At 69.4% G+C, this 24,774-nt stretch carries 21 protein-coding genes; 14 read left to right on the top strand and 7 right to left on the bottom strand.

The features are described from left to right. Positions 1 to 18 precede the first annotated feature (18 nt). From D457_RS0129485 to D457_RS0129460, 6 genes are all read left to right on the top strand, one after another. Positions 19 to 732 (top strand): HAD family hydrolase, encoded by a 714-nt coding sequence (locus tag D457_RS0129485; RefSeq protein WP_039832031.1) that lies wholly within the window; start codon positions 19 to 21, stop codon positions 730 to 732. A gap of 209 nt (positions 733 to 941) precedes the next feature. Continuing rightward, positions 942 to 1,442, top strand: coding sequence for a hypothetical protein (locus D457_RS0129480; RefSeq protein ID WP_039832030.1), 501 nt, complete (start codon positions 942 to 944; stop codon positions 1,440 to 1,442). A gap of 671 nt (positions 1,443 to 2,113) precedes the next feature. Next, entirely contained in the window at positions 2,114 to 3,145 is a 1,032-nt protein-coding gene (locus D457_RS0129475; protein ID WP_017584262.1) for an ABC transporter permease, read from the top strand. A gap of 95 nt (positions 3,146 to 3,240) precedes the next feature. Further along, positions 3,241 to 4,986: an ABC transporter substrate-binding protein gene (locus D457_RS0129470; protein ID WP_017584261.1), complete on the top strand. Its 1,746-nt coding sequence runs from the start codon at positions 3,241 to 3,243 to the stop codon at positions 4,984 to 4,986. Between the two features lie 94 nt (positions 4,987 to 5,080). Then, positions 5,081 to 6,094 carry an ABC transporter permease gene (locus tag D457_RS0129465; RefSeq protein ID WP_026117158.1) on the top strand — a complete coding sequence of 338 codons (1,014 nt, stop codon included), beginning with the start codon at positions 5,081 to 5,083 and terminating at the stop codon, positions 6,092 to 6,094. Positions 6,095 to 6,171: 77 nt separating this feature from the next. Next, positions 6,172 to 7,956 carry an ABC transporter ATP-binding protein gene (locus D457_RS0129460; protein WP_017584259.1) on the top strand — a complete coding sequence of 595 codons (1,785 nt, stop codon included), beginning with the start codon at positions 6,172 to 6,174 and terminating at the stop codon, positions 7,954 to 7,956. A 109-nt stretch (positions 7,957 to 8,065) separates the two neighbouring features. Here the strand turns inward: D457_RS0129460 and D457_RS0129455 are convergent, their stop codons facing one another. Continuing rightward, positions 8,066 to 8,797 carry a class I SAM-dependent methyltransferase gene (locus D457_RS0129455; protein WP_017584258.1) on the bottom strand — a complete coding sequence of 244 codons (732 nt, stop codon included), beginning with the start codon at positions 8,795 to 8,797 and terminating at the stop codon, positions 8,066 to 8,068. Positions 8,798 to 8,953: 156 nt separating this feature from the next. Between D457_RS0129455 and D457_RS0129450 the strand changes: the two genes are divergently transcribed. Continuing rightward, entirely contained in the window at positions 8,954 to 9,610 is a 657-nt protein-coding gene (locus D457_RS0129450; protein WP_017584257.1) for a histidine phosphatase family protein, read from the top strand. 474 nt (positions 9,611 to 10,084) lie between these two features. On the opposite strand, the gene D457_RS0129445 is transcribed toward D457_RS0129450, so the two are convergent. Then, a complete protein-coding gene (locus tag D457_RS0129445) occupies positions 10,085 to 11,353 on the bottom strand; it encodes an RNA-guided endonuclease InsQ/TnpB family protein (protein WP_017584256.1) in 1,269 nt (422 codons plus the stop codon). Positions 11,354 to 11,407: 54 nt separating this feature from the next. On the opposite strand from D457_RS0129445, the gene tnpA reads away from it, so the two are divergent. Beyond that, positions 11,408 to 11,875, top strand: coding sequence for an IS200/IS605 family transposase (gene tnpA, locus D457_RS0129440; RefSeq protein ID WP_083926899.1), 468 nt, complete (start codon positions 11,408 to 11,410; stop codon positions 11,873 to 11,875). A 123-nt stretch (positions 11,876 to 11,998) separates the two neighbouring features. Continuing rightward, the gene (locus D457_RS0129435) at positions 11,999 to 12,418 is read left to right on the top strand and encodes a YchJ family protein (protein WP_026117156.1); all 420 of its coding nucleotides are present in this window, start codon (positions 11,999 to 12,001) and stop codon (positions 12,416 to 12,418) included. On the opposite strand, the gene D457_RS37625 is transcribed toward D457_RS0129435, so the two are convergent. Both D457_RS37625 and D457_RS0129425 read right to left on the bottom strand, forming a co-directional pair. Continuing rightward, complete coding sequence (locus D457_RS37625; RefSeq protein WP_017584253.1) at positions 12,419 to 13,513, bottom strand: XRE family transcriptional regulator; 1,095 nt, start codon at positions 13,511 to 13,513, stop codon at positions 12,419 to 12,421. A 42-nt stretch (positions 13,514 to 13,555) separates the two neighbouring features. Continuing rightward, entirely contained in the window at positions 13,556 to 14,230 is a 675-nt protein-coding gene (locus D457_RS0129425) for a hypothetical protein (protein WP_017584252.1), read from the bottom strand. A 288-nt stretch (positions 14,231 to 14,518) separates the two neighbouring features. Between D457_RS0129425 and D457_RS0129420 the strand changes: the two genes are divergently transcribed. Further along, on the top strand, positions 14,519 to 15,106 hold the full coding sequence (locus tag D457_RS0129420; protein ID WP_017584251.1) for a hypothetical protein: 588 nt from the start codon (positions 14,519 to 14,521) through the stop codon (positions 15,104 to 15,106). After that, on the top strand, positions 15,103 to 15,378 hold the full coding sequence (locus tag D457_RS34315; RefSeq protein WP_017584250.1) for a hypothetical protein: 276 nt from the start codon (positions 15,103 to 15,105) through the stop codon (positions 15,376 to 15,378). The genes D457_RS0129420 and D457_RS34315 overlap by 4 nt, the downstream gene beginning before the upstream one ends. A gap of 111 nt (positions 15,379 to 15,489) precedes the next feature. Here D457_RS34315 and D457_RS0129410 read toward each other — a convergent pair whose 3' ends face one another. After that, positions 15,490 to 16,824, bottom strand: a complete 1,335-nt coding sequence (locus D457_RS0129410) for a hypothetical protein (RefSeq protein ID WP_017584249.1) — start codon at positions 16,822 to 16,824, stop codon at positions 15,490 to 15,492. Positions 16,825 to 17,097: 273 nt separating this feature from the next. Between D457_RS0129410 and D457_RS0129405 the strand changes: the two genes are divergently transcribed. Further along, on the top strand, positions 17,098 to 19,044 hold the full coding sequence (locus tag D457_RS0129405; RefSeq protein ID WP_239646252.1) for a hypothetical protein: 1,947 nt from the start codon (positions 17,098 to 17,100) through the stop codon (positions 19,042 to 19,044). 422 nt (positions 19,045 to 19,466) lie between these two features. Continuing rightward, positions 19,467 to 20,945, top strand: a complete 1,479-nt coding sequence (locus tag D457_RS0129400; protein ID WP_017584247.1) for a sodium/glutamate symporter — start codon at positions 19,467 to 19,469, stop codon at positions 20,943 to 20,945. Between the two features lie 17 nt (positions 20,946 to 20,962). On the opposite strand, the gene D457_RS0129395 is transcribed toward D457_RS0129400, so the two are convergent. Both D457_RS0129395 and D457_RS0129390 read right to left on the bottom strand, forming a co-directional pair. Next, the gene (locus D457_RS0129395) at positions 20,963 to 22,366 is read right to left on the bottom strand and encodes a hypothetical protein (RefSeq protein WP_017584246.1); all 1,404 of its coding nucleotides are present in this window, start codon (positions 22,364 to 22,366) and stop codon (positions 20,963 to 20,965) included. 248 nt (positions 22,367 to 22,614) lie between these two features. Further along, positions 22,615 to 23,352, bottom strand: a complete 738-nt coding sequence (locus D457_RS0129390; protein ID WP_017584245.1) for an SDR family NAD(P)-dependent oxidoreductase — start codon at positions 23,350 to 23,352, stop codon at positions 22,615 to 22,617. A gap of 197 nt (positions 23,353 to 23,549) precedes the next feature. Here D457_RS0129390 and D457_RS0129385 point away from each other — a divergent pair, with 197 nt between their 5' ends. Continuing rightward, on the top strand, positions 23,550 to 24,749 hold the full coding sequence (locus D457_RS0129385; protein WP_017584244.1) for a hypothetical protein: 1,200 nt from the start codon (positions 23,550 to 23,552) through the stop codon (positions 24,747 to 24,749). The last annotated feature ends 25 nt before the right edge of the window (positions 24,750 to 24,774 follow it).

Raw genomic sequence — 24,774 nt, 5'->3', positions numbered from 1 at the left:
GCCACGCCACGAGTCGAGATGAGCGAATTGAGCACTGTGAGTTCCGAACTGCCCGAGACCTCCGCCGCCGCGGAGCGCCGCCTCCAGGCGGTGCTGCTGGACATGGACGGCACCCTCATTGAGAGCGAGCACCTGTGGGGTGAGGCCGAGGCCGAACTCACCGCGGAGCTGGGCGGGGTGTGGACCGCCGAGGACCACGAGGCCAACGTCGGCAACGCCGCCGAGCCGGTGGGCCGCTACATCATCGAGCACACCGGGGCCGACCACCTGACCCCTCGCCAGGTGGCCGACATGCTCTACGCCCGCTTCCTGGCCAAGCTGGAGGGCGGGGCCGAGCTGCGGCCCGGCGCCAAGGAACTGGTGACGATGCTGGCCGAGGCCGGGATTCCGGCCGTGCTGGTGACCTCCACCGAGCGCGCCCTGGTGGAGACGGCGATCGACGGTATCGGGCTGGACAGCTTCGTCGACTCGATCGCCGGTGACGAGGTGGACGCCAACAAGCCGCACCCCGACCCCTACCTCCGGGCCGCCCGCCGCCTGGGTGTGGACCCGCGCCGCTGCGTGGCCGTGGAGGACTCGGTGGTGGGCGTGGCCTCGGCCGCCGACGCCGGGTGCCTGACCATCGCGGTGCCCAACCACGTGGAGATCACGCCCCGCGAGGGCGTGGTCTTCCGGGACAGCCTGGTCGGGGTGGACCTGGAGTGGCTGGAGTCGCTGGTCGCCGACCGCTGAGCACCGACCGCTGCTCCTGATCGCCGACTGCCGCCCGCCGATCACTCCGTCTCTCCGTCTACGCCTGGCTGTTGGCGGCGTGCACCCCGATGAGTAGCGTGAGTGGGAGAGGGGCGCAGTGCCCGGCCGGGGTGCCGATCACTGCCGGGTGAACCGCCCTAGGGGATCGGCCGGATGTGTGTTCGGGCGCGGGATGGGAGACTGGTCGCATGCCTGAGACTTTGAATGACAATGTTGGTGTGGGGCTGGGGGCGGCCCTGACGGCGGTCGGGATCGTCATCTCCTACTTCGTGTGGCGGAAGAAGGGCGCCGCCTACGGTCTGCGCGGTGTGGCCTGGTCGCTGCTGCCCCTGATCGCCGGGCTGCTCCTGCTGATGGACGTGGTGATGCAGTTCGTCCTGGGCGTCCTCGGGATCCTGCTGACGATGGCCTTCAAACTCCAGTCGTGGGTCGGTCTGGCCCTCGCCGTGGTGATGGTGGTCCTGTACGTGGTCTCGGGCTTCATGAAGTCCAAGGGCATCGGGGTCAAGCCCGGTGCGCGGCCGCAGGACAAGGCTCAGGCCAAGGCCCAGGGAGAGGGAACGCCCGCCGCCGGTGCCGCCCCGGCTGCCGCGGGTCAGGTCAAGGCCCCCCAACAGGCCAAGGCGCCTGCCGCGGACGACGACTTCGGTGACATCGAGGCGCTGCTGCGCAAGCGCGGTATCGACTAGCCGACTCTGACGACGACGAGGACGGCCCCGCTTCGGCGGGGCCTTTCTTGTGCACAACGGTGTCTTCTTCGTGCAAGAACCGTGCGCGGAATCCGCTCCGACGTGCAGTTTCGTGCGTCGCTGGCCGCCCGTTGCGGGCGATTTCGTTCACACGCCCGTGTGGCCCCGTTCACTCGGGGGATTCATGCGAACACGTTCTGATTCATAGCACTTGCCATAGCGCAGCTGAATTGGGGCGAAGCGCGCGGGGGTGCCCTTAGGGTTGGCTCGGGTGTGATCCTCCCTCTCGTACCAGCTCAGCCATGGTCGTCCGATGAATGCCTGCTTTGCGGCTTTAGTCCCCATATGGGTTGATTGTTAGGTTTCATTACGGTTTGGCCACATGGGCAGACTTTGGACGACATGCCGACAAAGGGCGAGTAAATTGGTCGTTGTGTAACATCCCGGGCGTAAAGGTCTGCGATGTGTCCAACCTCTCAAGGGGGTGGATGCACCGCGTGCCAGTGCCGACGAGACGGGCAACCCTCTCGCTCCGTCGGTCACGCCCACGCCAGCCAGAGTCGAGAACCGGCCGGCCCCACCGTGAGACCCAACAGGGCTAACCCCTGACCGGCTCACGCGTGGGATCTGTCCCCTCGGCCAGAAGCGTATGAGTGGAGAGTGGTGGCCTGATGAGCGCGCCCTCGCATGCCCCTGAGACGACCGAACCGGTCGCCTCGGACCCCGGCGCGTCGGCCTCGGGTCGCAGCGACGCCGACAACCGTTCCCTGCGACAGATCGCCTGGCAACGACTGCGGCGCGACAAGGTCGCCATGGTCTCCGGCGTGGTCGTGGTCCTGCTCATCCTGGCGGCGATCTTCGCGCCCTTCCTGGTCAAGCTGTTCGGGCACCCGCCCACCCAGTTCCACCAGGACCTGATCGACCCGGCGCGACGCCTCCCCTACCTCGACCCCGACGACCCCAGCGCGGGTGTCGACCGCTGGGGCGGGATCAGCGGGGACCACCTGCTCGGCGTCGAGCCGACCACCGGCCGCGACATGTTCAGCCGCATCCTCTACGGCGCCCAGATCTCGCTCCTGGTCGCCTTCCTGTCCACCCTGGTCTGCGTCACCCTCGGCACCGTCCTCGGCATCATCGCTGGTTACATGGGCGGCTGGGTCGACACCCTCATCAGCCGCGCCATGGACATCTTCCTGGCCTTCCCGCTGGTGCTCTTCGCGATCGCCCTGGTCGGCGTCATCCCCGACGGCGTCCTCGGCCTGACCGGCAACGGTCTGAGAATCGGCGTCATCGTCTTCATCATCGGGTTCTTCAACTGGCCCTACATCGCCCGCATCGTCCGCGGACAGACCCTCGCCCTGCGCGAGCGGGAGTTCGTGGAGGCGGCCAAGAGCCTCGGCGCCAGCAACCGGCACATCCTCCTCAAGGAGATCCTGCCGAACCTGGTCACGCCGATCATCGTCTACTCCACGCTCCTGATCCCCACGAACATCCTGTTCGAGGCGGCCCTGAGCTTCCTGGGCGTCGGTATCAACCCGCCCACCCCGAGCTGGGGCAAGATGCTCTCCGAAGCGGTGCCCTTCTCCCAGACGGCGCCCTACTTCATCGTCTTCCCCGGTCTGGCCATCTTCATCACCGTCCTGGCGTTCAACCTGTTCGGTGACGGCCTGCGAGACGCCTTCGATCCCCGGACCTCGGACTGACCCGCATCCGTGCGTGGACCCGCCAATACCGCGCACGGACATGGGACAACCCCATGGTCCAACCATCCCCATTCCAGGTTCAGAGAGGTATTTCCTTGAGGAAACGCACCCTCGGCTTCGTCGCGCTCGGCGCGGCGGCGTCCCTCTTCCTGTCCGCCTGCGGCGGCGCCGCCACCGGCGGCGGCTCCGACTCGGCCGGCACCTTCGACCTCGGCTCCACCGAGATCACCAACCCGTCGGACAAGACCGGTGGCACGCTCCGCTACGCCATCGAGATGGACTTCGACTCCACCGACCCGGGCAACACCTACTACGGGTGGAGCTGGAACTTCCAGCGTTACTACGCCCGTACGCTCCTGGCCTTCAACCCGGAGCCGGGTGATGCCGCCAACGAGCTCATCCCCGACCTCGCGGTCGACCTCCCCGAGCCGAGCGACGACTTCAAAACGTGGACCATCGAGATCCAGCAGGGCCTCAAGTACGAGGACGGCTCGGAGATCACGGCCGAGGACATCAAGTACGCCATCGCGCGCGCCAACTTCAACGGTGGAACGTTCACCCAGGGTCCGCAGTACTTCAAGACCCACCTGGACCAGGACGACCATAACGTCTACGAGGGTGACGACCCGCTCGCGGGCTTCGACTCCATCGAGACCCCGGACGACTACACCCTGGTCTTCCACCTCAAGGACTCCTTCTCGGAGTTCCCGAACGTGCTGACCCAGGTCCAGACCGCGCCCGTGCCGATCGAGGCCGACCGCGGCGAGCTGTACCAGGAGAACGTGCTCTCCTCCGGTCCGTACAAGTTCGACGGCTCCTACGAGCCCGGCAAGAAGCTGCACCTGGAGCGCAACGAGCACTGGGACGGCGACACCGACCCCGTCCGCGCGGCCCTGCCGGACCGTGTCGAGCTCGAGATCGGCGTCAACCAGGACGAGATCGACCAGCGCCTGGTCAGCGGCGAGATCGACGTCGATGCCCGCGGTAGCGGTGTCGGCCCGGCGATGATGTCCCAGCTGCTCGACGACCAGTCCGTCCAGGGCAACCTGGACAACCCGTTCTCCGGCGCCCTGCGCTACGTGAACATCCACACCCCGATCATCGAGGACGTGTCCTGCCGCCAGGCGATCATGTACGCGGCCGACCGCGACAGCATGTGGCGCGCCTGGGGCGGCGAGCCCGGCGGCGACATCGCCACCAACCTGCTCCCGCCGGCGATCCCGGGCTCCAACCCCGACTCGGACCTGTACCCGTCCGAGGACGACAAGGGTGACCTCGAGAAGGCCCAGGAGAAGCTCGACGAGTGCGGTGAGTCGGACGGCTTCAGCACCACCCTCGCGGTCCGCGCCGAGAGCGCCAACGACGTCCAGACCGCCGAGGCCCTCAAGGAGGCCCTGGCCCGCGTCAACATCGACGTCACCATCGAGTCCTTCCCGGCCGCCGACTTCTTCGGCCAGTACGCCGGTTCGCAGGACTACGTCCGTGAGAACGACATCGGCCTGAGCGTCTCCGGCTGGGGCCCGGACTGGCCCAGCGGCTACGGCTTCGCCTCCAAGATCACGCACGGCGACGCGATCATGGAGACCGGTAACTTCAACACCGCCGAGCTCGACGACCCCGAGATCAACGGTCTCTGGGACCGGGCCCTGCTCACCGAGGACCCGGAGGAGCGCGCCGACCTCTACAAGCAGATCGACACCCTCGTCATGGAGAACGCCGCGATCCTGCCGGTGGTCTTCGACAAGGCGCTGATCTACCGCTCCGATGAGCTGACCAACGCCTTCTACCAGCCCGCGTACATGATGTACGACTTCATGCCGCTGGGCGTGGACCGGGACTAGGTCCCGAACTACCAGCCTGAACTAGTACGAGAAGGCAGGTGAAAGCGGCGGGGAGCCCGAGGCGATCCCTCGGGTGTCCCCGCCGCCGACCGCGATGCTGAACTATATTCTTCGCCGCCTTGGTGCGGGTCTCTTGCTTCTCGCCGTCGTCACGGCGGTGACCTTCTGGATCTTCTACGTCCTGCCCAGGTGGGCCGGCGTCACCCCGCACGGCATGGCGGCGATGTACGTGGGCAAGGCGCCCACCCCGGAGGCGCTCGACGCCACCGTGGAACGCCTTGGCCTCGACCAGCCCGTCGCGGTCCAGTTCTTCGAGTTCCTCCGGACTCTCCTCTTCGGCCAGGAGTTCACCTTCGGCCGCGAGACCGTCGAGTGCGCGGCCCCGTGCCTGGGGTACTCCTTCACCACGAACTCGCCGGTGCTGCCGCAGCTGCTGGACCGCCTCCCGGTCACGCTGTCCCTCGGCCTCGGCGCCGCGGTCATCTGGGTCATCGGCGGTGTCTCCGTCGGTGTGCTCTCCGCGGTCAAGAAGGGCAGCATCTTCGACCGTCTGGCCATGGGTACCGCCCTCATCGGCGTGTCCCTGCCCATCTACTTCACCGGTCTGCTGGCCCTGTCCTTCCTGGTCCACCAGTGGGGGCTGTTCCCGGTCTCGCGCTACGTGCCCTTCACCGAGAACCCGGTGGGCTGGTTCCAGGTCATGATCCTGCCCTGGGTGACGCTGGCCTTCCTGCACGCCGCCCAGTACGCGCGGCAGACCCGGGCGGGCATGTTGGAGACCCTCAACGAGGACTACATCCGCACCGCGCGGGCCAAGGGCCTGAGCGAGCGCAAGGTGATCTTCAAGCACGCCCTGCGGCCCACCCTGACCCCGATCGTCACCATCCTGGGTCTGGACATCGGCATGGTCCTGGGTGGCGCGATCCTCACCGAGAAGGTGTTCTCCCTCAATGGTGTGGGCGCCTACGCGATCGACTCGATCGTCGCCAAGGACCTGCCCGTCGTCCTGGGCGTCACGCTCCTGGGCGCGGTGTTCATCGTCGTCTGCAACCTGATCGTCGACCTCCTCTACCCGATCGTCGACCCGCGGGTGCGCATCGCCGCCTAGGCGACACGTAAGCGGACCGAACACGCCCCAGCGCCTGAGCGCTGACTCCAGACCAGCTCTACCGAAGGAAAAGTGACATGGCCTCGACCGGACCGGCACCGGCTGCCTCTGACGCAGTCGTGCGCGTGGATGACCTGCGGGTGACCTTCCCGACGATGGACGGCGACGTCCACGCGGTGAAGGGTCTCTCCTTCGAGGTGCCCGCGGGCGGTGCCCTGGGCATCGTGGGTGAGTCGGGTTCGGGTAAGAGCGTGACCTCGCTGGCCCTGATGGGCCTGCACCGCGGCAGCCGCGCCCAAATCACCGGCTCCATCGAGGTGGCCGGGCAGGACGTGGTGACCGCCAGCGACAAGAAGCTGCGCTCCATGCGCGGCAACGACATCGCGATGGTCTTCCAGGACCCCATGCAGTCCCTGCACCCGCAGTACACGATCGGCAACCAGCTGGTCGAGGCCTACCAGGTGCACCACCCCAAGGCGAGCAAGGCGGTCGCCCGCAAGCGCGCCGTGGACGCCCTGGACCGGGTCGGCATCCCCGAGCCCGCCAAGCGGATCAACTCCTACCCGCACGAGTTCTCCGGCGGTATGCGTCAGCGCGTGGTCATCGCCATGGGCCTGATGTGCGACCCCAAGGTGCTGCTGGCCGACGAGCCCACCACCGCCCTGGACGTCACCGTGCAGGCGCGCATCCTCGACCTGCTGGACGAGCTGCGCCGCGACCTCAACATGGCGCTGATCCTGGTCTCGCACGACCTGGCCGTGGTGGCCGGGTCGGTGGACGAGGTCGTGGTCATGCGCAAGGGCCAGGCCGTGGAGCGCGGCGACGTGCGCAAGGTGTTGTCCGAGCCCGAGCACCCCTACACCCAGGCGCTGCTGGCCGCGGTGCCGCGCGTGGAGGTCTCCCGGGCCGAGCGCCGCGCCCAGGACCGCGCCGACCGCGTCGCCAAGGACAAGCGCGAGGGCGCCGTCACCAAGCCCGGCGACTTTGAGGCCTTCACCCCCGCGGGCACCGACGGCGAGCCGCTGCTGCGCGTGCGGGACGTGGCCCAGCGGTTCAAGGTCCGCGGTGGCATGTGGGGTAAGTCGACCGACTTCTGGGCGGTCAAGGGCGTCAGCTTCGACCTTTTCAAGGGTGAGACCCTGGGTGTTGTGGGCGAGTCCGGTTCGGGCAAGAGCACGCTCTCGCGCATGGTCATGCGGCTGCTGGAGCCCACCGAGGGCACGGTGGAGTTCGAGGGCCGGGACATCACGCACATGTCGGAGCGGGCGCTGCGTCCGCTGCGCCGGGACGTGCAGATGGTCTTCCAGAACCCCTACTCCTCGCTGAACCCGCGCCTGACCATCGGCGAGAGCATCGGTACCGCGCTCAAGGTGCAGGGTGAGCGCAACGGCCGCAAGATCCGGGGCGAGGTCCAGGAGCTCCTGGAGCGCGTGGGTCTGGAGCCCAACCACTACAACCGCTTCCCGCACGCCTTCTCCGGCGGCCAGCGCCAGCGCATCGCCATCGCCCGCGCGCTGATCCTCAAGCCCAAGCTCATCATCTGCGACGAGCCGGTCTCCGCGCTGGACGTGTCGACCCAGGACCAGGTGCTGCGCCTGCTCTCGGAGCTGCAGGACGACTTCGGTCTCACCTACATCTTCGTCGCCCACGACCTCGCGGTCGTGCGCCAGGTCAGTGACCGTGTGGTCGTCATGCGCAAGGGCGAGATCGTGGAGATGGGTGACAGCGACTCGGTCTACGAGAACCCGCAGAGCGACTACACCAAGCAGCTGCTCACCGCGGCCCCGGTCTTGGACCCGGACGAGGCCCGCGAGCTGCGCGCCGAGCGCGTCGCCAAGCGTGCCGCCGAGGCGGCCGCCTGACGGCCGACAGCCGTAGGCGCGAGGTGACAGTCCCGGACCCCGCTCACTGAACTCGATTCAGTGAGCGGGGTCTCGTGTGCTGCCGAGGCGGAGCGGGGTATCGGGGCACCTACCCGGGCTTGCGGAGTTCGGTGACGCAGTCACGGTACTTGTCCACGGTGTACTGGCCCTCGGGGCCCCAGGAGGTGCGCTGCCCGGTCACCTCCAGCCCCGCCTCCCCGGCCCAGCGGGCGAAAGCCTCGGGGGAGACGTCCGAGCGGTTGCCGTCGTCACGCCAGCGGCGCTGGCTGATCCAGCGCTGGGCGACCTTGCCGGGGCGACCCGTGCGGCGGTTCACCGGGGCCAGGTACAAGGACCAGTCGGGCTTGCCCGCGTGGTGGATGACCGCCCTCGCCCCGGGGGCCATGACGCGGGCGGCCTCGCCCAGGTAACCGGCGACCACGTCCGGGTCCAGGTGGACGAAGACGTCGAAGGACCAGACGAACTCGACCGAGGCGTCCGGCACCGGGGCCATCGAACAGCCGGAGGTGTGGTGGATGTTGAGCCCGGGGTGGTCGGCGAACCTCTCGCGGCAGCGCTCCAGGCAGCTCTCGTTGACGTCCACGATCCAGACCTCGGGGGAGTGCGCCAGCAGGTGCTCGGTCCAGCGGCCGTGCCCGGGACCGATCTCCAAGGACGGCCCCCGGGTGGCACCCGGCACGAGCAGCGTGTCCACGAGGCTGCCCTTCCACTCCTCGTAGGGCTGCCCGCAGTACGCGGCCATGTAGGCCCACTCGTCGCCACTGCGCTCCCAGAGGTGCGTTTTGCCCCAGGTTTTACGATTCCATTCAACGCTGGGCATTTCTTTTCTTCCTCCCGGAACGGTTTCCCGTGATTCGCGTGCACGGCGTGCTCTCTGCTCGCCTCGGATCCTATATCCGTGCTGTTGAGGTGCCCTGTCCGACCGAATTCTCTTGTTTTCGGCATGCGGGTGGCGAATGCCGGGAACAACGGTCGAATGGGTGAACTGGTTCTGATCAGACACGGACAGACCGAGTGGAGCAGGCAGCGCCGACACACCGGCCGCACCGACCTGCCCCTGACCGAGGAAGGGCAGCGGCAGGCTGGCGCGGTGCGTCCGCTACTGGCCGGGCGGCGGTTCGAGCTCGTGCTCACCAGCCCGTTGCGCAGGGCGACCGAAACCGCCGAGCTCGCTGGACTGTTCGGGGCCGTGCCCCAGCCCGACCTCATGGAGTGGGACTACGGCGCCTACGAGGGGATCACCACCGCCGAGATCCGCCGGGAGCGCCCGGGCTGGAACCTGTGGACCGACGGGGTCCCGACCGGACCACCGGAACATCCGGGGGAGAGCCCCGAGCAGGTGGGGGTACGGGCCGAGCGGGCCCTGACCGAACTGGCCCCCGCGCTCGCATGCGGCGACGTGGCACTGGTGGCGCACAGCCACTTCCTGCGCGTGCTCACCGCCCGATGGCTGGGACTGCCCGCCTCTGCCGGGGCGCTGTTCCGCCTTGACACCGGGTCTGTCAGCACTCTCGGAACCGAACGCGAGCGCAGGGTCATGACCTCCTGGAACCGTTCCGAACCCCGAACAGAAGGAAAGGGGCATCCGTTGTCTCGGGATGACGGAAGGGGCGCGGAGGCAAAAAGCCGGTGATTTCGTGTTTCGGTTCCGCAGGGGTACTGGGTACTGATCCTATGGATGGACACCGAAGCACGCCACGGAAACTCCCTCCCGATCCCGCGTCCACGCCCCGCTCCCGATGACGGGCCACCGCCCCGATGGCTCCCACCGCCCCGACCACGACATCCCAACCGCGCCGCACACAATCGCGCCTGACCAGGCGGCCGCGCCGGATCCCCTCATCCCGTGCGGCCGCCCTCAACCTGGAGGTGTCGCCGGTCAAGGGCCAGGCAAAGGCCACCACGGGCAAGTCGGACGCCGGGACCCAGCACGAAACAGTGGGCCAGGACCGCCGGTTCGGTCTCACCCCCTGACCTCTTCGCGCAGACGGCGAGCTTCCGTGCCCAGAGGGAGACCGCCGTCCAGGACGGCCGTGTAGGCCAACCCGAGGGTGGGCGACCAGTCCGCACGTTGACTTCCTCTCCTGCCTGAAGGCGGGAGAGTCCCTTACGCCGCCTGTGGCGGGCTCTCGGGTGGTTCGCGCTTCTCAGACCGCCTACCGGCGAGGTCTCCACGCACCGACACCGCCAGTCCGGCGGCGTGATCAATGTTGTTCGCAGCGTTGGTGTCCGCGTTGCCGCTGTGCCCGCAGGTGGGGTTCTTGCACACGAACCTGTCCTGCGACTCCCGGTTCCCGGATGTGATGAACCCGCACACCGAGCACCGCTGAGAGGTGCCCCGGGCGGCAACCCTCACCACGGCCCCACCACGCTCGGCGGTCTTGTATTCCAGCAGGGTGACAGTGCGCCCCCACGCCTGGCCGGCGATGGCGCGGTTCAACCCGGCCTTCTGACGGACCTGTGTGCCGGGGGTTTCCACACTGCCCCGGGCAGACCTGGTCATCCCTTGGATGTTCAGGTCCTCCACCCCGATACGGGAGAAGCCCCGCGCGAGTTCGGTGGTGGTCTTGTGCTGCCAGTCCAGGGCTCGGCGCTTGGCTCTCGCGCGCAGCCCGCAGATCTGGTCATAGGTTCGCTTCAGCCGGTTGGAGGTCCTCTCGCCCTGCTTGCGCGCGCGGCGCTGACGCGCGGCCTTCTTCTCCAACCGACGCAAGCGTTCGGTCTCGCCATCGGTCATCCACGGGCCGTGTTCGCGGAATGTTCCGTCGGACAGGGCCAGGGGTTTGGCGATGCCCCGGTCGATGCCCACGGTCGGCCCCTCGTGCGGGGCTGGGTCCTCCACCTGGCGTTGGACGCGGAAGACGATGTGCCACCCGTGGACCTCACGTACCAGGCGGGCGCCGGTGATGCGGTTGTCCTTGTTGGCCTGCTTACCGATGGGCAGGTCCCGGGTCCACCGGAACTTGACCCGGCCGACCTTGGGGATCTTGACCTGTCCCCATCGGCGGTTGAGCCGAACGATCTGGAGGTCGCGGCCTTGGGGGACGTCGATCGCGGCGCGGGTGCGCATCCGGGCCTTGAACCGGGGCTCGGCGCGTTGGCCCGCCCAGCAGGCCCGCCAGGCGTTGAAGTAGGTCTTCAGTACCTGTTGGGCGGCTTGGGCGGGCAGCGCCGCCAGCCAGGGGATGTCCTTGCGTGCCTGCTTGATCGCGGCATCGGCGTCGGCCAGTGGCACCCGCCGGTTCTCCGAGGCCATGGTCCACCAGTCGTGGAGGAGGTTCCACAGGGCGCGGGCGGCGTGGCCCTGGTCTTCGACCAAGGCGGCCTGGTCGCGGGTCAGGTCGAGCCTGGCCTTGTGTCCGCGTTGGAGTCGCACAGGGAACCTCCCTCCCGGCGTGTTCGGTGACGTGCACATTCTATCATTTGGTTCATGTCACCACGTTGGGAACACAATCCTGAAGTGCGCAGGGGCGCACATGTCGCTTATCACCTTCATGCCCATTTGGTGTTTGTCACGAAGTATCGACGCGGAGTCTTCACCGCCCAGATGTTGGTCCGGTGCGAGGAGATCATGCGGGATGTGTGCGCGGACTTCGGCGCGGAACTGAAGCAGTTCAACGGCGAGCACGACCATGTGCATCTGCTGGTGCACTACCCGCCCAAGGTCGCGCTCTCGAAACTGGTCAACTCGCTCAAGGGTGTGTCCTCCCGGTACCTGCGCCAGGAGTTCACCGGTCAGGTGAACCGCAACATCATGCACGGACGGTTCTGGTCCGGGTCCTACTTCGCCGGGTCGGTGGGTGGCGCGCCGTTGGAGATCGTGCGGCGCTACATCCAGGCGCAGGAGCGCCCCGGCCGCCAGCCCGAGGGATGGTGGGGTGATTCACCCACCGGCTGAAGCCGGTGGCACTCTCACCAAGGCCAGGTAGTGCCGATCATTCTCGTCTTCATGGCGGCCTGCGTGGGCGCCCTCGCCTGAGCACGAGCGGCCACCGGGGCGGTCGACTGCGACAATGGCGGGATGTCGAAGCGCAACCCCCGTCTCCAGCCGTCCCGGTCCGCCGATCAGCCCTGCCCCTGCGGCAGGCCGAAGAGGTACGGGGAGTGCTGCGGCCGCCTGCACGAGGGCTTGGCGAAGGCGGCCACCGCCGAGGATCTGATGCGTTCGCGCTACAGCGCCTTCGTGGTCGGCGACGAGGCCTACCTGCTCCGCTCCTGGCACCCGGACACCCGCCCGGCCGACGTGGACCCGGACCCGCACACCGAGTGGCTCGGTCTGGAAATCCTCAGCACCGGCGAGGGCACCCCCTTCCACAACGCGGGCACGGTGGAATTCCGCGCCCGCTTCCGGGAGGGCGGCCGCGCCAGCGAACTCCACGAGCACAGCCGCTTCCTCCGCCACGAGGGAGCCTGGGTCTACCTGGACGCCCTCGACAGCTGATCAATCCGCGGGGCTGGGCAGTACGCGTAGGGCGGGGCGGCCGCTGGCCCGGCTTCGGCCACCACCGGGGTGAGGGGTCAGGGCCAGGCCGAACACCAGGGTGTTGAGTTCGGTCAGCGGGATGTGCAGGGCCGAGGCCAGGCGTGCGGGCGGCAGGCCCTGGGCCCGCAGCGCGGAGAGCACCTTGGGCAGGACCTGGGAGGTCTCCCGGGGGATGCCGCCCGGTTCGGCGGAACGGTAGCCGAGCTCGGCCAGGCGTCGGCAGACGGCGCGGTACTGGTCGTCGGTGAGCAGGGCCAGGTCGTGCAGGCGGTGGGCGAGCGCCATTGCCGAGACCCGCCAGATCGGCCGGGCGGACAGGATCTGGTCCACCTGCGCCCCGGAGGGCATACGGGCCAGGACGTCGGCCCGGGGCATCAGGAGCGCACTGGCGAACCGGTTGGCCTCGCGTTCGGCCTCCGGGGTGTTCAGGGCGCGGTCGTGCCCGTGCATCACCAGGTGGCCGAGCTCGTGTGCGGCGTCGAAGCGCCCGCGCTCGCCGCTCTTGGCGGTGTTGAGGAAGACGTAGGGAACCCCGTCCCGCCACAGGCTGAAGGCGTCCACCTCCTGGTGCTCGCTGTCCAGGGAGAAGACCCGCACCCCGCGCGACTCCAACAGGTGCACGGTGTTCGGGGCCGGTGCCTGACCCAGGCCCCAGCGGCCGCGCACCAGCTCGGCCGCGGTCTCCGGCTCCGGGTAGCCGTGGGTGGGCACGTCCGGTTCCGGGAGGGTCAGCCGTTCAGTCAGCCAGGTGTTCAACTCCACCGCGAGCGCGGCCTGGGAGCGCACCGCTCGCTGCTTACGCAGGGAGGTGCTGCTCAGGGCGCGGAAGGCCACCGCCTCGGCCGGGATCTCCTCGACCTCGTCCCCGGTGAGGAAGGAGACCGGGAAGGACAAGGCGGCGGCGAGTGCCCGCAGGGCGTCCTCGTCCGGTACGGCGCGGGCGTTCTCGTACTGGGACAGCCGTTGCGCGCCGATGCCGCTCATCCCGGCCAGGCCCGTGAGGGTGAGGCCCCTCCGCTCCCGTGCGAGCCGGAGGCGTGACGGCGTGACCATGGTGTGTACTGCCCTGTCGTGCTCCTCGGCCCGGCGCGGTGGTCAACGCGGGCCGATCTGGATGTCGAGTTCGTGCTGCCCCTCGCCGACCGGGTGGGTCACCGCGCCGATCTCCAGGGCGGGGAGCGGGATGCGCTCCTGCCAACTGGTGAGGTAGCCCGCCTCGTCGGGCGGGTGCGGTCGGGAGAGTTCGCTGTGCCAGCGTACGCGCCCGGTGCCAGGTTCGTGCTCCCGGTGGACCAGGAACACCCAGACCTCCAAGTTCTCGTAGTCGGTGAGTTCGATCTCCTCCCGGGGCGGCAGGGGAAGGACGTCGTCGGGGAAGAGCTTGAGCTGTTCGGTATCTCCCTCGCCGCCCAGTAACCGCTGGCCGTTGGGGCCGCGCGGGTGCAGGTTGCGCGGCGGGCGCTCGGGGGTGACCAGACCGGTGTAGCGGTCCCCGATCAGGGTCTGGAAGGCGATGGTGTGCTCGGGGTCGACAGTGAGTTCGATCTTGAGTACGCGTGCCCTGTCCCAGCCGTGGTGGAGCTTCTGCTCCTCACGCAGGGCGGCCAGCCGTTCCCGGTAGGCGTACTGGGAACGGGCGCCGTCGCCGTGGTTGTCGGTGGCAGCTCGCCAGCCCGCCTCTCCTTGTTGCAGGACTCTTCGCAGGAGCGGCCAGGAGGTTCCGAGACGGGCGAGCCGGCGGTCACGTGTGGTCGGTTCGGGGAGCAGCAACCTCGTCCTCCAGAGGTGTCGACGCGGGAGGTGGTTCGGGGTCCTGGTGCACATCATGCGCGGAGGTGGTGACAATCCGTGGCCCGCTGCGTCGGGAAGGGTCCGGAAAAACCACATTGGCACGGATCACGGAATCGTGCCGAGGGCCTGTGGACAACCCCCGTCGCACGTCAGGGCCGTGCCGCCCGCACAGGTAACCGGGGGTCGGTGACCGCCCGGACACGCACGGTCGGCGGGACACGTTAGGAAGGACGCGGAAGACCGCCAAACGGACACGGAGCCACCCCTATGGATCCCCACGACCTCAGCCCTCTGGAACAGGGGGAGTTCCTCCAGGAGCTCGCCCGGAGCCTCGTCTCCGTCATGCCGCAGGGCTGGCAGCAGCTCACCTACCTGGCCCGGCCGATCGGCGGCCTCAATGATCACCTGTTGGCGGTGCAGGGAGCGGACGGCCAGGTCAGCGAGGTCGAGCTGCCCGATGACGTCCACGGCAAGGCCACCGAGCTCAAGCAGGCGGGGTTTCAGGAGGGCAGGGGCTCCTGGCTCTCGATGATCATGTCCGTCCACCACTCCGGTCAGATGAGCGTCGAGTACAACCACGACACCCAGCCGGACATCTCTCCCGTGCCCAGCCCGCTGATCTACCTCCAGGAGCTGCGCCGCTTCCCCCGCCCGCAGGACCAGATTCCGGACTGGATGCGGGAGCAGCTCCATCAGGCCCAGCAGATGGGCGTGGCCGGGATGACCGAGGAGTTCTGTGCCGCCGTGGTGCAGGCCTGCGCCCGTGAAGGGCTCACGCCGAGTACCTGCGGCCGACCAGCTTCCGCATCTCCGCCCCGGGGGCCGGGGTCCTCTTGGAGAGCGATCTGGCTGTGACCATCGACAGCGCGCTCATCTCACCGGCGGACCACCGGCCCGGACTGGCCGCCCACTTCGCGGGTTACGTGGCCCGCCATGCCCGGCAGCAGGGCCTTCTGGGCGGGGACCCGGAGGCGCAGTCCGCGCCGTCTAACCAGGGCGCGCCCGGTGAGCCGCTGGACCTGCGTCCGGTGGAGATCACCATGGACCACGAGAACAGGTCGGTATCGCTGCACACCGGCGACGAGGAGTTCGCCGCCCTGCTCAACTCCCTGTCCCAGCAGGGCTGATCCCGGTGGCCGCGGCCCTGGTCCCGCCGCGGTCCCAGACCCCTCACTCCTGGTCCTCTTCTGGGCTGCCCGGGGCAGGGGGCGGGTCGGCTGGATCGGGGGCCTGGAGTCTCAGTGCGTGCCGCGCAGCTGTTCGGCCAGGTCGCGGGCGCGCGCCGCGGTGGTCGAGGCGGGGTGGTGGCGGGCTAGCGCGTCCAGGACCGGGAGGGCGTCGGGGTGGGCGCGCAGGCGGACCGGGTCGGGGGAGTCGAGGAGGCTCCGCTCGACGTCGGGGGTTCCCTCGGCGGACAGAAAGCCAGCTAGGTTCGCGTTGTCGGGTGGCATCGCCGCCGCGACCATGTCGATCACCACCCATGGCCCGTACTCGCCCAGGACCCGGTCGATACCGCGCTGGCTGAGCATCCCGGAGGAGAGCAGGACGACCGCCGCCATGCTGGCGACGGCGGGCAGCGGTGAGTGGAGCAGGGAACGTAGCTCGGTTTCGAGCTCGGAGCTGGTCGTGTTGAGTACCTGGGTCCCCACCCAGCGGCGCAGCGCCGCACCGGGGCCGGAGACGACCTCGGCGATCTGCCGCAGCGCCTCGGCGGGTCCGCGCCGGTCCAGCCAGGGCCCGGCCTCGGCGAGGCGTTCCTCGAAGGGCAGCACGGACAGCGCGTCCAGGAAGCGGGAGGCGCTGGCCTCGGCGAGGGTGTTCACGAGCGGGGCGTGGATGCCCACCTCCAGCAGGAGCCGACGGACCCCGTAGCGGCCCAGCGCGGTGAGCTCCACCGTGCAGTGGCCGTGGCTCTCGCGGCCCATGGTGGTGGCGGGGCGGTGGTCCAGGGCCACCGCCCCGGTGTCGGAGAGCTGCCACAGCACGTGCAGCAGCAGGTCGCTGGCTCTGGACCGGGGCGGTATGGGGGAGAGCAACGCCTCCCGGGCCAGGGTGTCCAGGTCGGGGCGGGATCCGTCGGGGGCCTCGTACAGGTGGCGCAGCACCCCGGGCAGCAGGTCGGGACCGGTGGTGCCGGGAGCGGCCAGGGCGGGGCGGTCGAGGTCACCCCGCGCGTTTTCGATGGTGTACTCGAACTCCCGGAACCACCAGCACAGGACCTGCTCCGGATCGCGTACCCGGTCCTCCAACCCCGGGGCCGGGCGGGCGTGGGCGTCGACGATCTCCACCAGGCCCAACCGCAGGGCCGCGGACCAGGGGACGACGAAGTGGGCGACGTCGGCCGCCGAGTGGAGCCCGCCGAGCCAGGTGGTGCGCTCGGCCGCGCGTCCGGGCAGGTCGGGCGGCCAGAGCGCGAATCTGGTGATCGCGGTGCGGGCGTCGTCGATGCCGGGCACCCCGTTGCGGGTCACCGGTGTGGCCGGGGCGCTCCAGCGGGCCAGGCTGAGGGCGTCGCACAGCAGCGGGGAGTCCAGGGCCAGGCGGGCGAGGGCTTCGAAGGGGAGCAGTGACACGGGCCTTGCGGCGAGGGGTGGGTGCTCCGGGTTCGACGGGTCATGAGAGGGCATGTCCGCTCCCGGTTTCTTCTGAAGGGTTCGGCGTGAACACCTCTTGTACCGTCCTGACGCGGGGCGGTGTGGTGGTTTCGCACAGATCGGTACGAACCCGGGAGCCGGTGGCTGGCTCTGCTCGCCAGCCGCGCGGCCGATCGTCCATGCAGGTGCGGGTTGTGCACAGATCGCCGGGCGGGCGGTGTGCCCTGGGCCCGCGGTGTCTACGCTGAGTGGATGGACCGTCGTGCAGCGCTGGAGTCCCATGTTCGCTCGATGCCGCCGGAACGGGTCGCGGATCTGCTCGCCACCCTCACCGAAGGGGTGGTCAGGTATGCCCGGGCCACACCGGAGACACTCCTGCACCTGCTGCCACTCCTGGCCTACCGGCCCAGAGCCTTCGAACGCCTCACCCTCGCCCACCACCAGGTGATTTACGCGGCGGTCGGGCTGGCCGAGGACCAGAACGACCTGCGTACCGTCGACGATCAGGAGCAGCTCCGTCAGACGCTGCTCCGCCGCGAGGAGATGCCCTACTTCCAGGGGCCGGGACGGGTGGACCACGAGGCGCTGTTGGCGAAGGTGGACGCCGACCGCCCCGGGCTCGCCCGGGTCCGGGCGGAGGAGGTTATCGCCGACCTGGTCGCCCTGGTGTTCCTATGGCCGGACGGTCAGGGCGGCTACCACCTGCTCGACGACGCTTACGACCAGTTCGGCCTGCCCCGGGAACCGCCTTCGGTGGCGAAGGGGTTGGGGGAGTTCGACTTCGCCGGGGTGCGCAGGATCGCCCTGACCCTGGGGCTGGACCCCACCGGCGAATGGGACGCCATGACCGAGGAGATCGGCGCGGTCCTGCGCACACCCGAACGGGTGCGGAGCCTGTTCCGCGATGCCCAGCACGACGTGGTCCACCAGCTGCTCGGCCACGCGTTCCTGGGTACAGAGGCGCGCACCTTCCTGATCAGGGCAGCAGGGAGCCCGTTCCACTTCCCGGCCGACGGGACCGGCGATCCGGACCTGGACTGGGCGATCGAGCGGGGCCTGCTGATGCCCTCGGACGCGCTCAGCGACAGGCTCGTCATGCCCCGCGAGGTGGCTCTGGCGATCCGGCGTGCCCATCCCTGGCCGTTCAACCCGGCACCGCAGGCGGTGGTGGGGGTACCGGTGGAGCGGATGATGGCCGGTGGCGGCTCGGACGTGGCCGAGGGCTCCCGGCGGGCGCTGACCGCCCTGGCCGGGGCCGACACCCGGCTGCTGGCCGCGTGCGCCGAACGGCCGCCGCAACTGCGCAAGGACGGCCTGCTCATGAAACGCGAGCGCAAGAGGCTCACCAAGGCGGCGGGCGGGGACGAGGACCTGGCCAGGGTCTGGGTGGAGGCAGCCGCGGTGTTGGGGCTCCTGGACCACAGGTACGGCCGGGTCGTGCTGACCGAGCGGGCCGAGATCTGGCGGGAGCACGACACCGAGACCAGGCTGGCCGCGCTGCTGGAGGCCTGGACGGGGACGGAGGACGCGGCGTGGTGCTGGCCGAGCCCGGAGAGCCCGCCCCGGAGCAAGGGGCGGGACCGGACCGGGCGGGCCCGGGTGCGCTGGGCGCTTGCCGGTTCGCTCAACCACCTGCCCTGGGGGACCAGCACCGGGGTGGTCGGCCACCGGCTGTTGGCGGAGCGGGCCGAGGGGCGGGAACTGCGGACGGGCGCGCAGTGGTTGCTCGCGGCGGTCACCTGGTACCAGCCGACCGTGGAGACCGAGGCGGGCACGGAGGGCAGGATGATTCGGGCGCTGTGCGAGGCGGAGGCGCTGGGGGTGGTCTACGGCGGTGCGACCACCGAGGTCGGCCGCGTGCTGTCCGAGCACTGCCGGCGGAGCTGGGAACCCTGGCCGAGAGCGGGCGGGGAGATGGTGGCGTCGGTGCGTCGCACCCTGGGGTTGGACTGGCCGGTGGAGGGGCTGGGGGACGTGTGGGGATCCGGATTGGCGGGCCGGGAAGGCCGGTATGACCGGGGCGAACGAGCGGGCCGGACCGTGACCGGGGAAGGTCGGGAGTCCGGCGCGGAGCACGGGGAGGTGGATGAGGTCGGGGACGAGCGGGAGCGAGGGCTCGGTTTCGCCGCTCCCGGGGAGGAAGAGCATCGTGAGCTGCGAGAGGTGGCCCGCAGGCTCTTCGGGGAGGAATGGACCTGAGGGGGCCGCGTAGAGCGAGCATGATCATCCTCACCGTGATTTCTGGCGGTGGTGGTGTATGGATTGCGGACACGCGGGTAATCGGCCGCACCTTCGCGTAAGGGCTGGAGCGTGAAACCGCCAACAGCAGCGGTTCTCTGTTTCTCAGGGTTTCCTACTGGTAACAAGGTTTTCAGTAGGGTTCCGGTCCCGGAGTGAGAGCGGTGCTTTGTCGCCCCGCCACCCTGTCTTGGTGACTTCGTGACCGTGTGTAGGATTCCCCAAGCGTTCGCGTAAGTTGAGCCACTTCCGTACGCGATCTACCTCCCAGCCACGCAGCCCTTGTGCGTTCGTGTGCCCCTTCCGGGGGCCCGCGCGTCCAGGGGCACACCTATGCCCCTTGCCGCCCCTGCGCGCCCGCGGGGCCGTTTTGAGAGGTAGATATGTCCCCTGACACCGTTGGCCTCGCGCTCCTCCTCCTGGGGGTGTTGCTGCTGATCTCCAAGCTCGTCCGGGTCAAGTGGAAGCTGACACAGAAGCTCTACCTGCCGAGCTCGATCATCGGCGGCGGTATCGCGCTGCTGCTCGGACCCGACATCTTCGGTTGGGCCATGGGGCTGCTCGCCGACCGGGGCATCGCGGTGGGCTTCGCGGAGCGGGCGGCCGAGGGCGGCCTGTTCGGGGTGGACATCATGTCGGTCTGGGCCACGCTGCCCGGCCTGCTCATCTCGATGGTCTTCGCCAGCCTCTTCCTGGGCAAGCGCATGCCCAAGATGCGCGAGGCGGTCGACCTCGCCGGGCCCAACCTCTCCTTCGGTATCACCGTGGCCAGCGGTCAGTACGTCATCGGCCTGCTGCTGGCCCTGCTGGTCCTGGCACCCTTCTTCAACGTCCCGGTGATCTCCGGCGCGCTGATCGAGATCGGCTTCCTTGGCGGTCACGGCACCGCCGCCGGACTGGGCAACACCTTCGAACAGGTCGGCTGGGCCGAGGGCCAGGACCTGGCTCTGGGCATGGCCACCGTCGGTCTGCTCTCCGGGGTGATCATCGGCATCATCCTGATCAACTGGGGTGCGCGCCGCGGTAAGACCAGCGTGATCAGTGCCGACAACAAGGGCACCGACCGCGAGCAGGCCGGTCTGATCGAGCGCGAGAACCGCACCGCCGGTTCGACCATGACGGTTCACCCGTCGTCGATGGACCCGCTGACCCTGCACTTCGGCCTGGTGGCCCTCGCGGTGATCATCGGCCAGCTCATCCTGTCCGCCCTCCAGTGGGTCGAGCGCCTCGTGTGGGCCGACGCCATCGAGATCGTGGCCTACGTGCCGCTGTTCCCGCTGGCGATGATCGGCGGCATCATCGTGCAGATGTTCATCGACCGCTTCGACAAGAACCACATCGTCGACGAGAAGTCGGTGGAGCGGATCCAGGGCCTGTCCCTGGACGTGCTCATCATCGCCGCGATGGCGACCCTGTCCCTCCAGGCCATCGCCGACAACATCGCCACGTTCGCGATCCTCTCCGCGGCCGGCGTCCTGTGGTGCCTGTTCGCCTTCCTCTTCCTGGCGCCGCGGATCATGCCGAACTTCTGGTTCGAGCGCGGTATCGGCGAGTTCGGCCAGTCCCTGGGCGTCACCTCCACCGGCATGGTGCTCATGCGCGTGGTCGACCCCGAGGCCAAGACGCCCGCCTACCCGGCGTTCGGGTACAAGCAGCTCGTCTTCGAGCCCTTCTTCGGCGGTGGTCTGGTCACCGCTGCCGCGATCCCGCTGATCGTCAGCCCGCTGGTCGGACCGTGGGGCTTCCTGGCCATCATGACCGCGACGATGATCGCCTCGCTGTTCTTCGGCCTGGTCGTGCTGAGGCGCAGGCGCCGCAAGGAGGAGGAGCGCGCGGAGCGCGAACGCCTCTCGGCGGGCTGACGGTCTCAGGGCCGGTCTCAGGGCTGGGGTCGGGGTGGGGCGTGCGCCTCGGCCGCCCTGGCCCTGGCCGCGATCGACGGGTCCGGGTGGTGCCGCCCCAGGACCCGCAGGACCTCGCGGGTGTCGGGGTGCTCGGGCTGCCAGAGCCGGGTGATGTCACCCAGCAGGAAGCGGTCGATGCCCTCGGCCGCCTCGGAGACCAGGAACGACTTCAACCCGGTCTCGCCCAGGCAGGTGGCGGCGGCGAACATGTCGATGGCGGTCCAGTGGCCGAACTCGGCGGTGAGCCGCGCCCGTTCCGCGTCCGAGAGCATCCGGGAGGCCAGCAGGACCACCGAGGCCAGGCTGGAAACGGTCGGGTCCGCGCTGCGGAGCAGGGTGTACAGGTCCGGTTCGATCCGGGAGCTGATACTGCCCAGCGCCATGGTGGCGTTCCACCGGCGCAGGGCCAGTCCGGCCCCGGAGGAGGCGGCGACGATCTCCCGTAGCGCTTGCTGGGGGGCGCGCGCGTCCAGCCACGCGGTGAGTGCGACGAGCTGGCCGTCCGGGGAGAAGTCGGCCAGGGCGTCGAGGAACTCGTCGGCGTCGAGCCGGATGAACTCCTCGGTCAGCGGGGCGGACTGTTCCTCGGCGAGGAGGATCTGGCGGATCCCGAACCGGCCGAGGTCGGTGAGTTGGACCCAGGCTGGCCCTGGGCGGTGGCCGTGTGCACCGGAGGTGTCGGACCACGGGTCGTGCCAGGGATCGTGCCAGCCCATGGAGACCGCTCCGGCGTCCGCGAGCTGTACCAGGGCCCTGGTCAGCAGCACGGTGCTCCAGGCCGGGCAACGAGAGGGCAGGTAGTGGGTCTCCCGGGCAGGCAGGACCTCCTGCGTGACCAGCCGCAACGGGATCCGGGCTCCGTTGGGGGACTCGTAGAGGCGGCCCAGTGCGGTGTGCGGTTCCAGCCCGGCGGTGCCGCGCAGCGCGCGATCCACGCACAAGTGGAAGGCGAGCGTCCACCACCGCAGGATCCGGCCGGTGGAGCCGAGCCAGCGCTCCAGCTCCGGGGCGGGCCGGGCCTGCCCGGTCTCGCACTCGATCATGCCCAGGTGCTGCGCGGTATGCCAGGTGGCGAGGAACTCCTCGGCCTGGGAGACGGAGTCGAGCTGCTCGGTCCAGATCTCACGCTGTTCCCGGTCCCGGCACAGGGCCCGCGGCCATAGCCCGAACTTTTCGATCGCCACGCGGACATCGGCCAGGTCCGGTAAGCCGTCCACGTCCACCGGGGTGACCGGCCCGCACCAGCGGGCGAGACCGACCGCGGTGCGCATCAGACGGCTGGACAGGGCTCTGTGGGCGAGTTCCTCGGTGGGCAATAGGGACACCGGTCGGGCCGCGAACCGGCGGTGGGACTGCGCCTCCGGGTGGTGGGATGACATCTGTTCCCCGAGTTTCTCCTCGCGTCGAGTTTCCTTCCCTTGTACAGCGAGTCCGAAGGGCTGTGTTGCGGTTTCGAGGACATCGTGGCGAAAGCGTCGTCGAAAGAGGTTTTCGGATACCGGGACATGCGGGGCGGTCGGCGGAAAAACCCGGATTATGGTTCCGTTAACGATCTGTCCGTGACCTGCTCCCCGCAGGTCCTGGCCTCCCCGGGCCTTCCAGGGCGGATTCGCCGGAGTTCGCTGTATCAGCGCAGGTGGGAGGCGCCGTTCAGGTCCAGGATCGCCCCTGAGGACCAGGTCGCCTCGGGAGAGGCCAGGTAGCGCACGGCCGCGGCGACCTCCTCGGGCTCCGCCACCCGACCGAACGGGCTCTGCGTGCGGATTTCGTCATTGACCCGCTCGGCCACGCGCTCGGTCGCCACGAACCCGGGGGCCACGGAGGCGACCGCGATGCCGTGCGGGGCCAGGGCGACCGCCAACGACTGGCCGAGTGAGTGCAGGGCGGCCTTGCTGGCCCCGTAGGCGGGGTGGTCCGGTTCGCCCTTGAATGCGCCGCGCGAACCGACGTTGACGATGTGCCCTTCGGCGCCCCGGTCGATCATGTGCCGGGCGACGAGGTAGGAGACGTTGGCCGCACCGAACACGTTGATGTCCACGGTCTCGCGCCAGGCCGCCTGCCAGTCCGCGTAGGAGGTGTCGGCGATCGGGTGGGGCAGGTTGACCGCGGCGTTGTTGACCAGCACGTCCACACCACCCAGCTCCTCCACTGCCCGCTCGACCAGCGCGGCGGCGGCATCGGGGTCACGTAGGTCGGCCCCGACCAGTACGTGCCCCTGTCCGGGGAGCGCCGCCAGGGTGGCCTCCGCCTCCTCCCGGCGGCTGCCGTAGTGCACGGCGATCCGATCGCCAGCCTCGGCGAAGGCGGTCGCGACCGCCCGGCCGATCCCCCGGGCGGCACCGGTGACCAGCACGTTGCGACTCATGGTGTGACCTTTCGACGGTGTGACGGCGCCCCGAGGGTATCGGTCTCCGACAGGGCCGCAGACGCCCAGGTCCGGCTGAGCCCGCGACAGGCCCCTGACCGGCAAACGCCAGGGCGCCGAATGTTCCGTATTCTCGGCAGAACCAACCGGGCGCGGGCGGCTTCTCAACACCGACGGGCGCCGGGAGGGCATGTTCGGTGAGAAAGGGCGCTGACGAGGTGGAAGATCGGTGGGACCTGGTAACGGGGCCCGGTGACGGCGAGATCGTGCGCGTCCGGCTCGACGACGGCCAGGAGGCTGAGGTGTCGCCTCCGATGATGGCCGCCGTGGCACGGGCCCGCCCTCAGGAGAACCGCCCGGACCTGTTCTCACTGGACCCTGGGGTGCCGGAGAAGACCGTCTCCGATCTGGTCGCCGGCGGGCTGGCCGGGTACGACGAGGACTCCGGCGGCTGGTGCCTCACCGTGGTCGGGGCGCAGTTGCGTTCCGCGCTGGTCCTGGACGCCCATCGGCACCATGCCGAACCCCGGGGCGTCAGCGTGCACCCCGAGCTCAGCGAAGACGACCGCGAACTCCTGGTCAAGGCCCTGAACTGGGAGGGCCAGGAACCGGAGCCGGTACAGCCCAGCGAACTCGCCCCGGCGGATCCGGCCCCGAGATCGCCCACGGAGTCCGTCAGCGCCCTGGTGATCCTCCTGGCCGCGGTGATCGGTGTGCTGTGCGTGGCGCTGATCAGCTCTTTCGAGACCTTCGCCCTCCTCCTGCTACCCGGCCTGCTCCTGGGAGCGGGTGCGCTGTACAGCTTCCAACGCCAACGCGCCGCCCAGACCCAGGCGATCGCCGAGAACGACGAACCCGACGTCATCGAGGAACTCCAGGGGCACTTCGTCACCGGCGACATGCTGGACACCCCCGCCCGCTGGATGCTCGGCCGGGCCCAACGGGCGGTGGATGCCGTCCTCGACTCCGCAATCCACCAGCGCGGACTACTGCTCGACGAGGTACGCAACCGGGTCGTGCTCGCCGACGTCGAGTGGGCGGTGGCCCAGAGCCTGCTCCGCCAGTCCCGGGCCCGCGCCAGGATCGAGACCACGCCTCTGACCGGCGAACGCAGCCGCCAGGCGGCCGAACGGGCCCGCACCGCCCTGCACGAGGACGTCGCCGAGGTGGAGCGGCGGATCCGCACCCTGGAGGACTACGCCCGGCGGGTGCGCGAGGCCGAACTGGAGGAACAGGACCGCCGCAGCGCCGTCGAGCTGGACGCCATCGCCGACAGCACCACCGAGGCCGGGGCCGCCCACCCGCACCACGAGGAGGCCCTCTCCCACTTGGTCCGGGCTCAGGAGCTGGCCCTGCGCGTGGCCGCTCTCAGCGACGACGCGCAGGGCTCCTGCTAGCGGTGGTGGTCGGTTTCCAGGCGGG

The organism is Nocardiopsis valliformis DSM 45023, assembly GCF_000340985.1.
Classification (GTDB): Bacteria; Actinomycetota; Actinomycetes; order Streptosporangiales; family Streptosporangiaceae; genus Nocardiopsis; species Nocardiopsis exhalans.
Note: the sequence above shows the minus strand (reverse complement) of the source record. Positions and strands in the feature narration are given on the sequence as shown.

Bases quoted from the DNA above. Each gene is read 5' to 3' on its own strand.
- D457_RS0129485 (WP_039832031.1), top strand. From the start codon at position 19: ATGAGCGAATTGAGCACTGTGAGTTCCGAACTGCCCGAGACCTCCGCC.
- D457_RS0129480 (WP_039832030.1), top strand. From the start codon at position 942: ATGCCTGAGACTTTGAATGACAATGTTGGTGTGGGGCTGGGGGCGGCC.
- D457_RS0129475 (WP_017584262.1), top strand. From the start codon at position 2,114: ATGAGCGCGCCCTCGCATGCCCCTGAGACGACCGAACCGGTCGCCTCG.
- D457_RS0129465 (WP_026117158.1), top strand. From the start codon at position 5,081: ATGCTGAACTATATTCTTCGCCGCCTTGGTGCGGGTCTCTTGCTTCTC.
- D457_RS0129460 (WP_017584259.1), top strand. From the start codon at position 6,172: ATGGCCTCGACCGGACCGGCACCGGCTGCCTCTGACGCAGTCGTGCGC.
- D457_RS0129455 (WP_017584258.1), bottom strand. From the start codon at position 8,797: ATGCCCAGCGTTGAATGGAATCGTAAAACCTGGGGCAAAACGCACCTC.
- D457_RS0129450 (WP_017584257.1), top strand. From the start codon at position 8,954: ATGGGTGAACTGGTTCTGATCAGACACGGACAGACCGAGTGGAGCAGG.
- tnpA (WP_083926899.1), top strand. From the start codon at position 11,408: ATGTCACCACGTTGGGAACACAATCCTGAAGTGCGCAGGGGCGCACAT.
- D457_RS0129435 (WP_026117156.1), top strand. From the start codon at position 11,999: ATGTCGAAGCGCAACCCCCGTCTCCAGCCGTCCCGGTCCGCCGATCAG.
- D457_RS37625 (WP_017584253.1), bottom strand. From the start codon at position 13,513: ATGGTCACGCCGTCACGCCTCCGGCTCGCACGGGAGCGGAGGGGCCTC.
- D457_RS0129420 (WP_017584251.1), top strand. From the start codon at position 14,519: ATGGATCCCCACGACCTCAGCCCTCTGGAACAGGGGGAGTTCCTCCAG.
- D457_RS0129405 (WP_239646252.1), top strand. From the start codon at position 17,098: ATGGACCGTCGTGCAGCGCTGGAGTCCCATGTTCGCTCGATGCCGCCG.
- D457_RS0129400 (WP_017584247.1), top strand. From the start codon at position 19,467: ATGTCCCCTGACACCGTTGGCCTCGCGCTCCTCCTCCTGGGGGTGTTG.
- D457_RS0129395 (WP_017584246.1), bottom strand. From the start codon at position 22,366: ATGTCATCCCACCACCCGGAGGCGCAGTCCCACCGCCGGTTCGCGGCC.
- D457_RS0129390 (WP_017584245.1), bottom strand. From the start codon at position 23,352: ATGAGTCGCAACGTGCTGGTCACCGGTGCCGCCCGGGGGATCGGCCGG.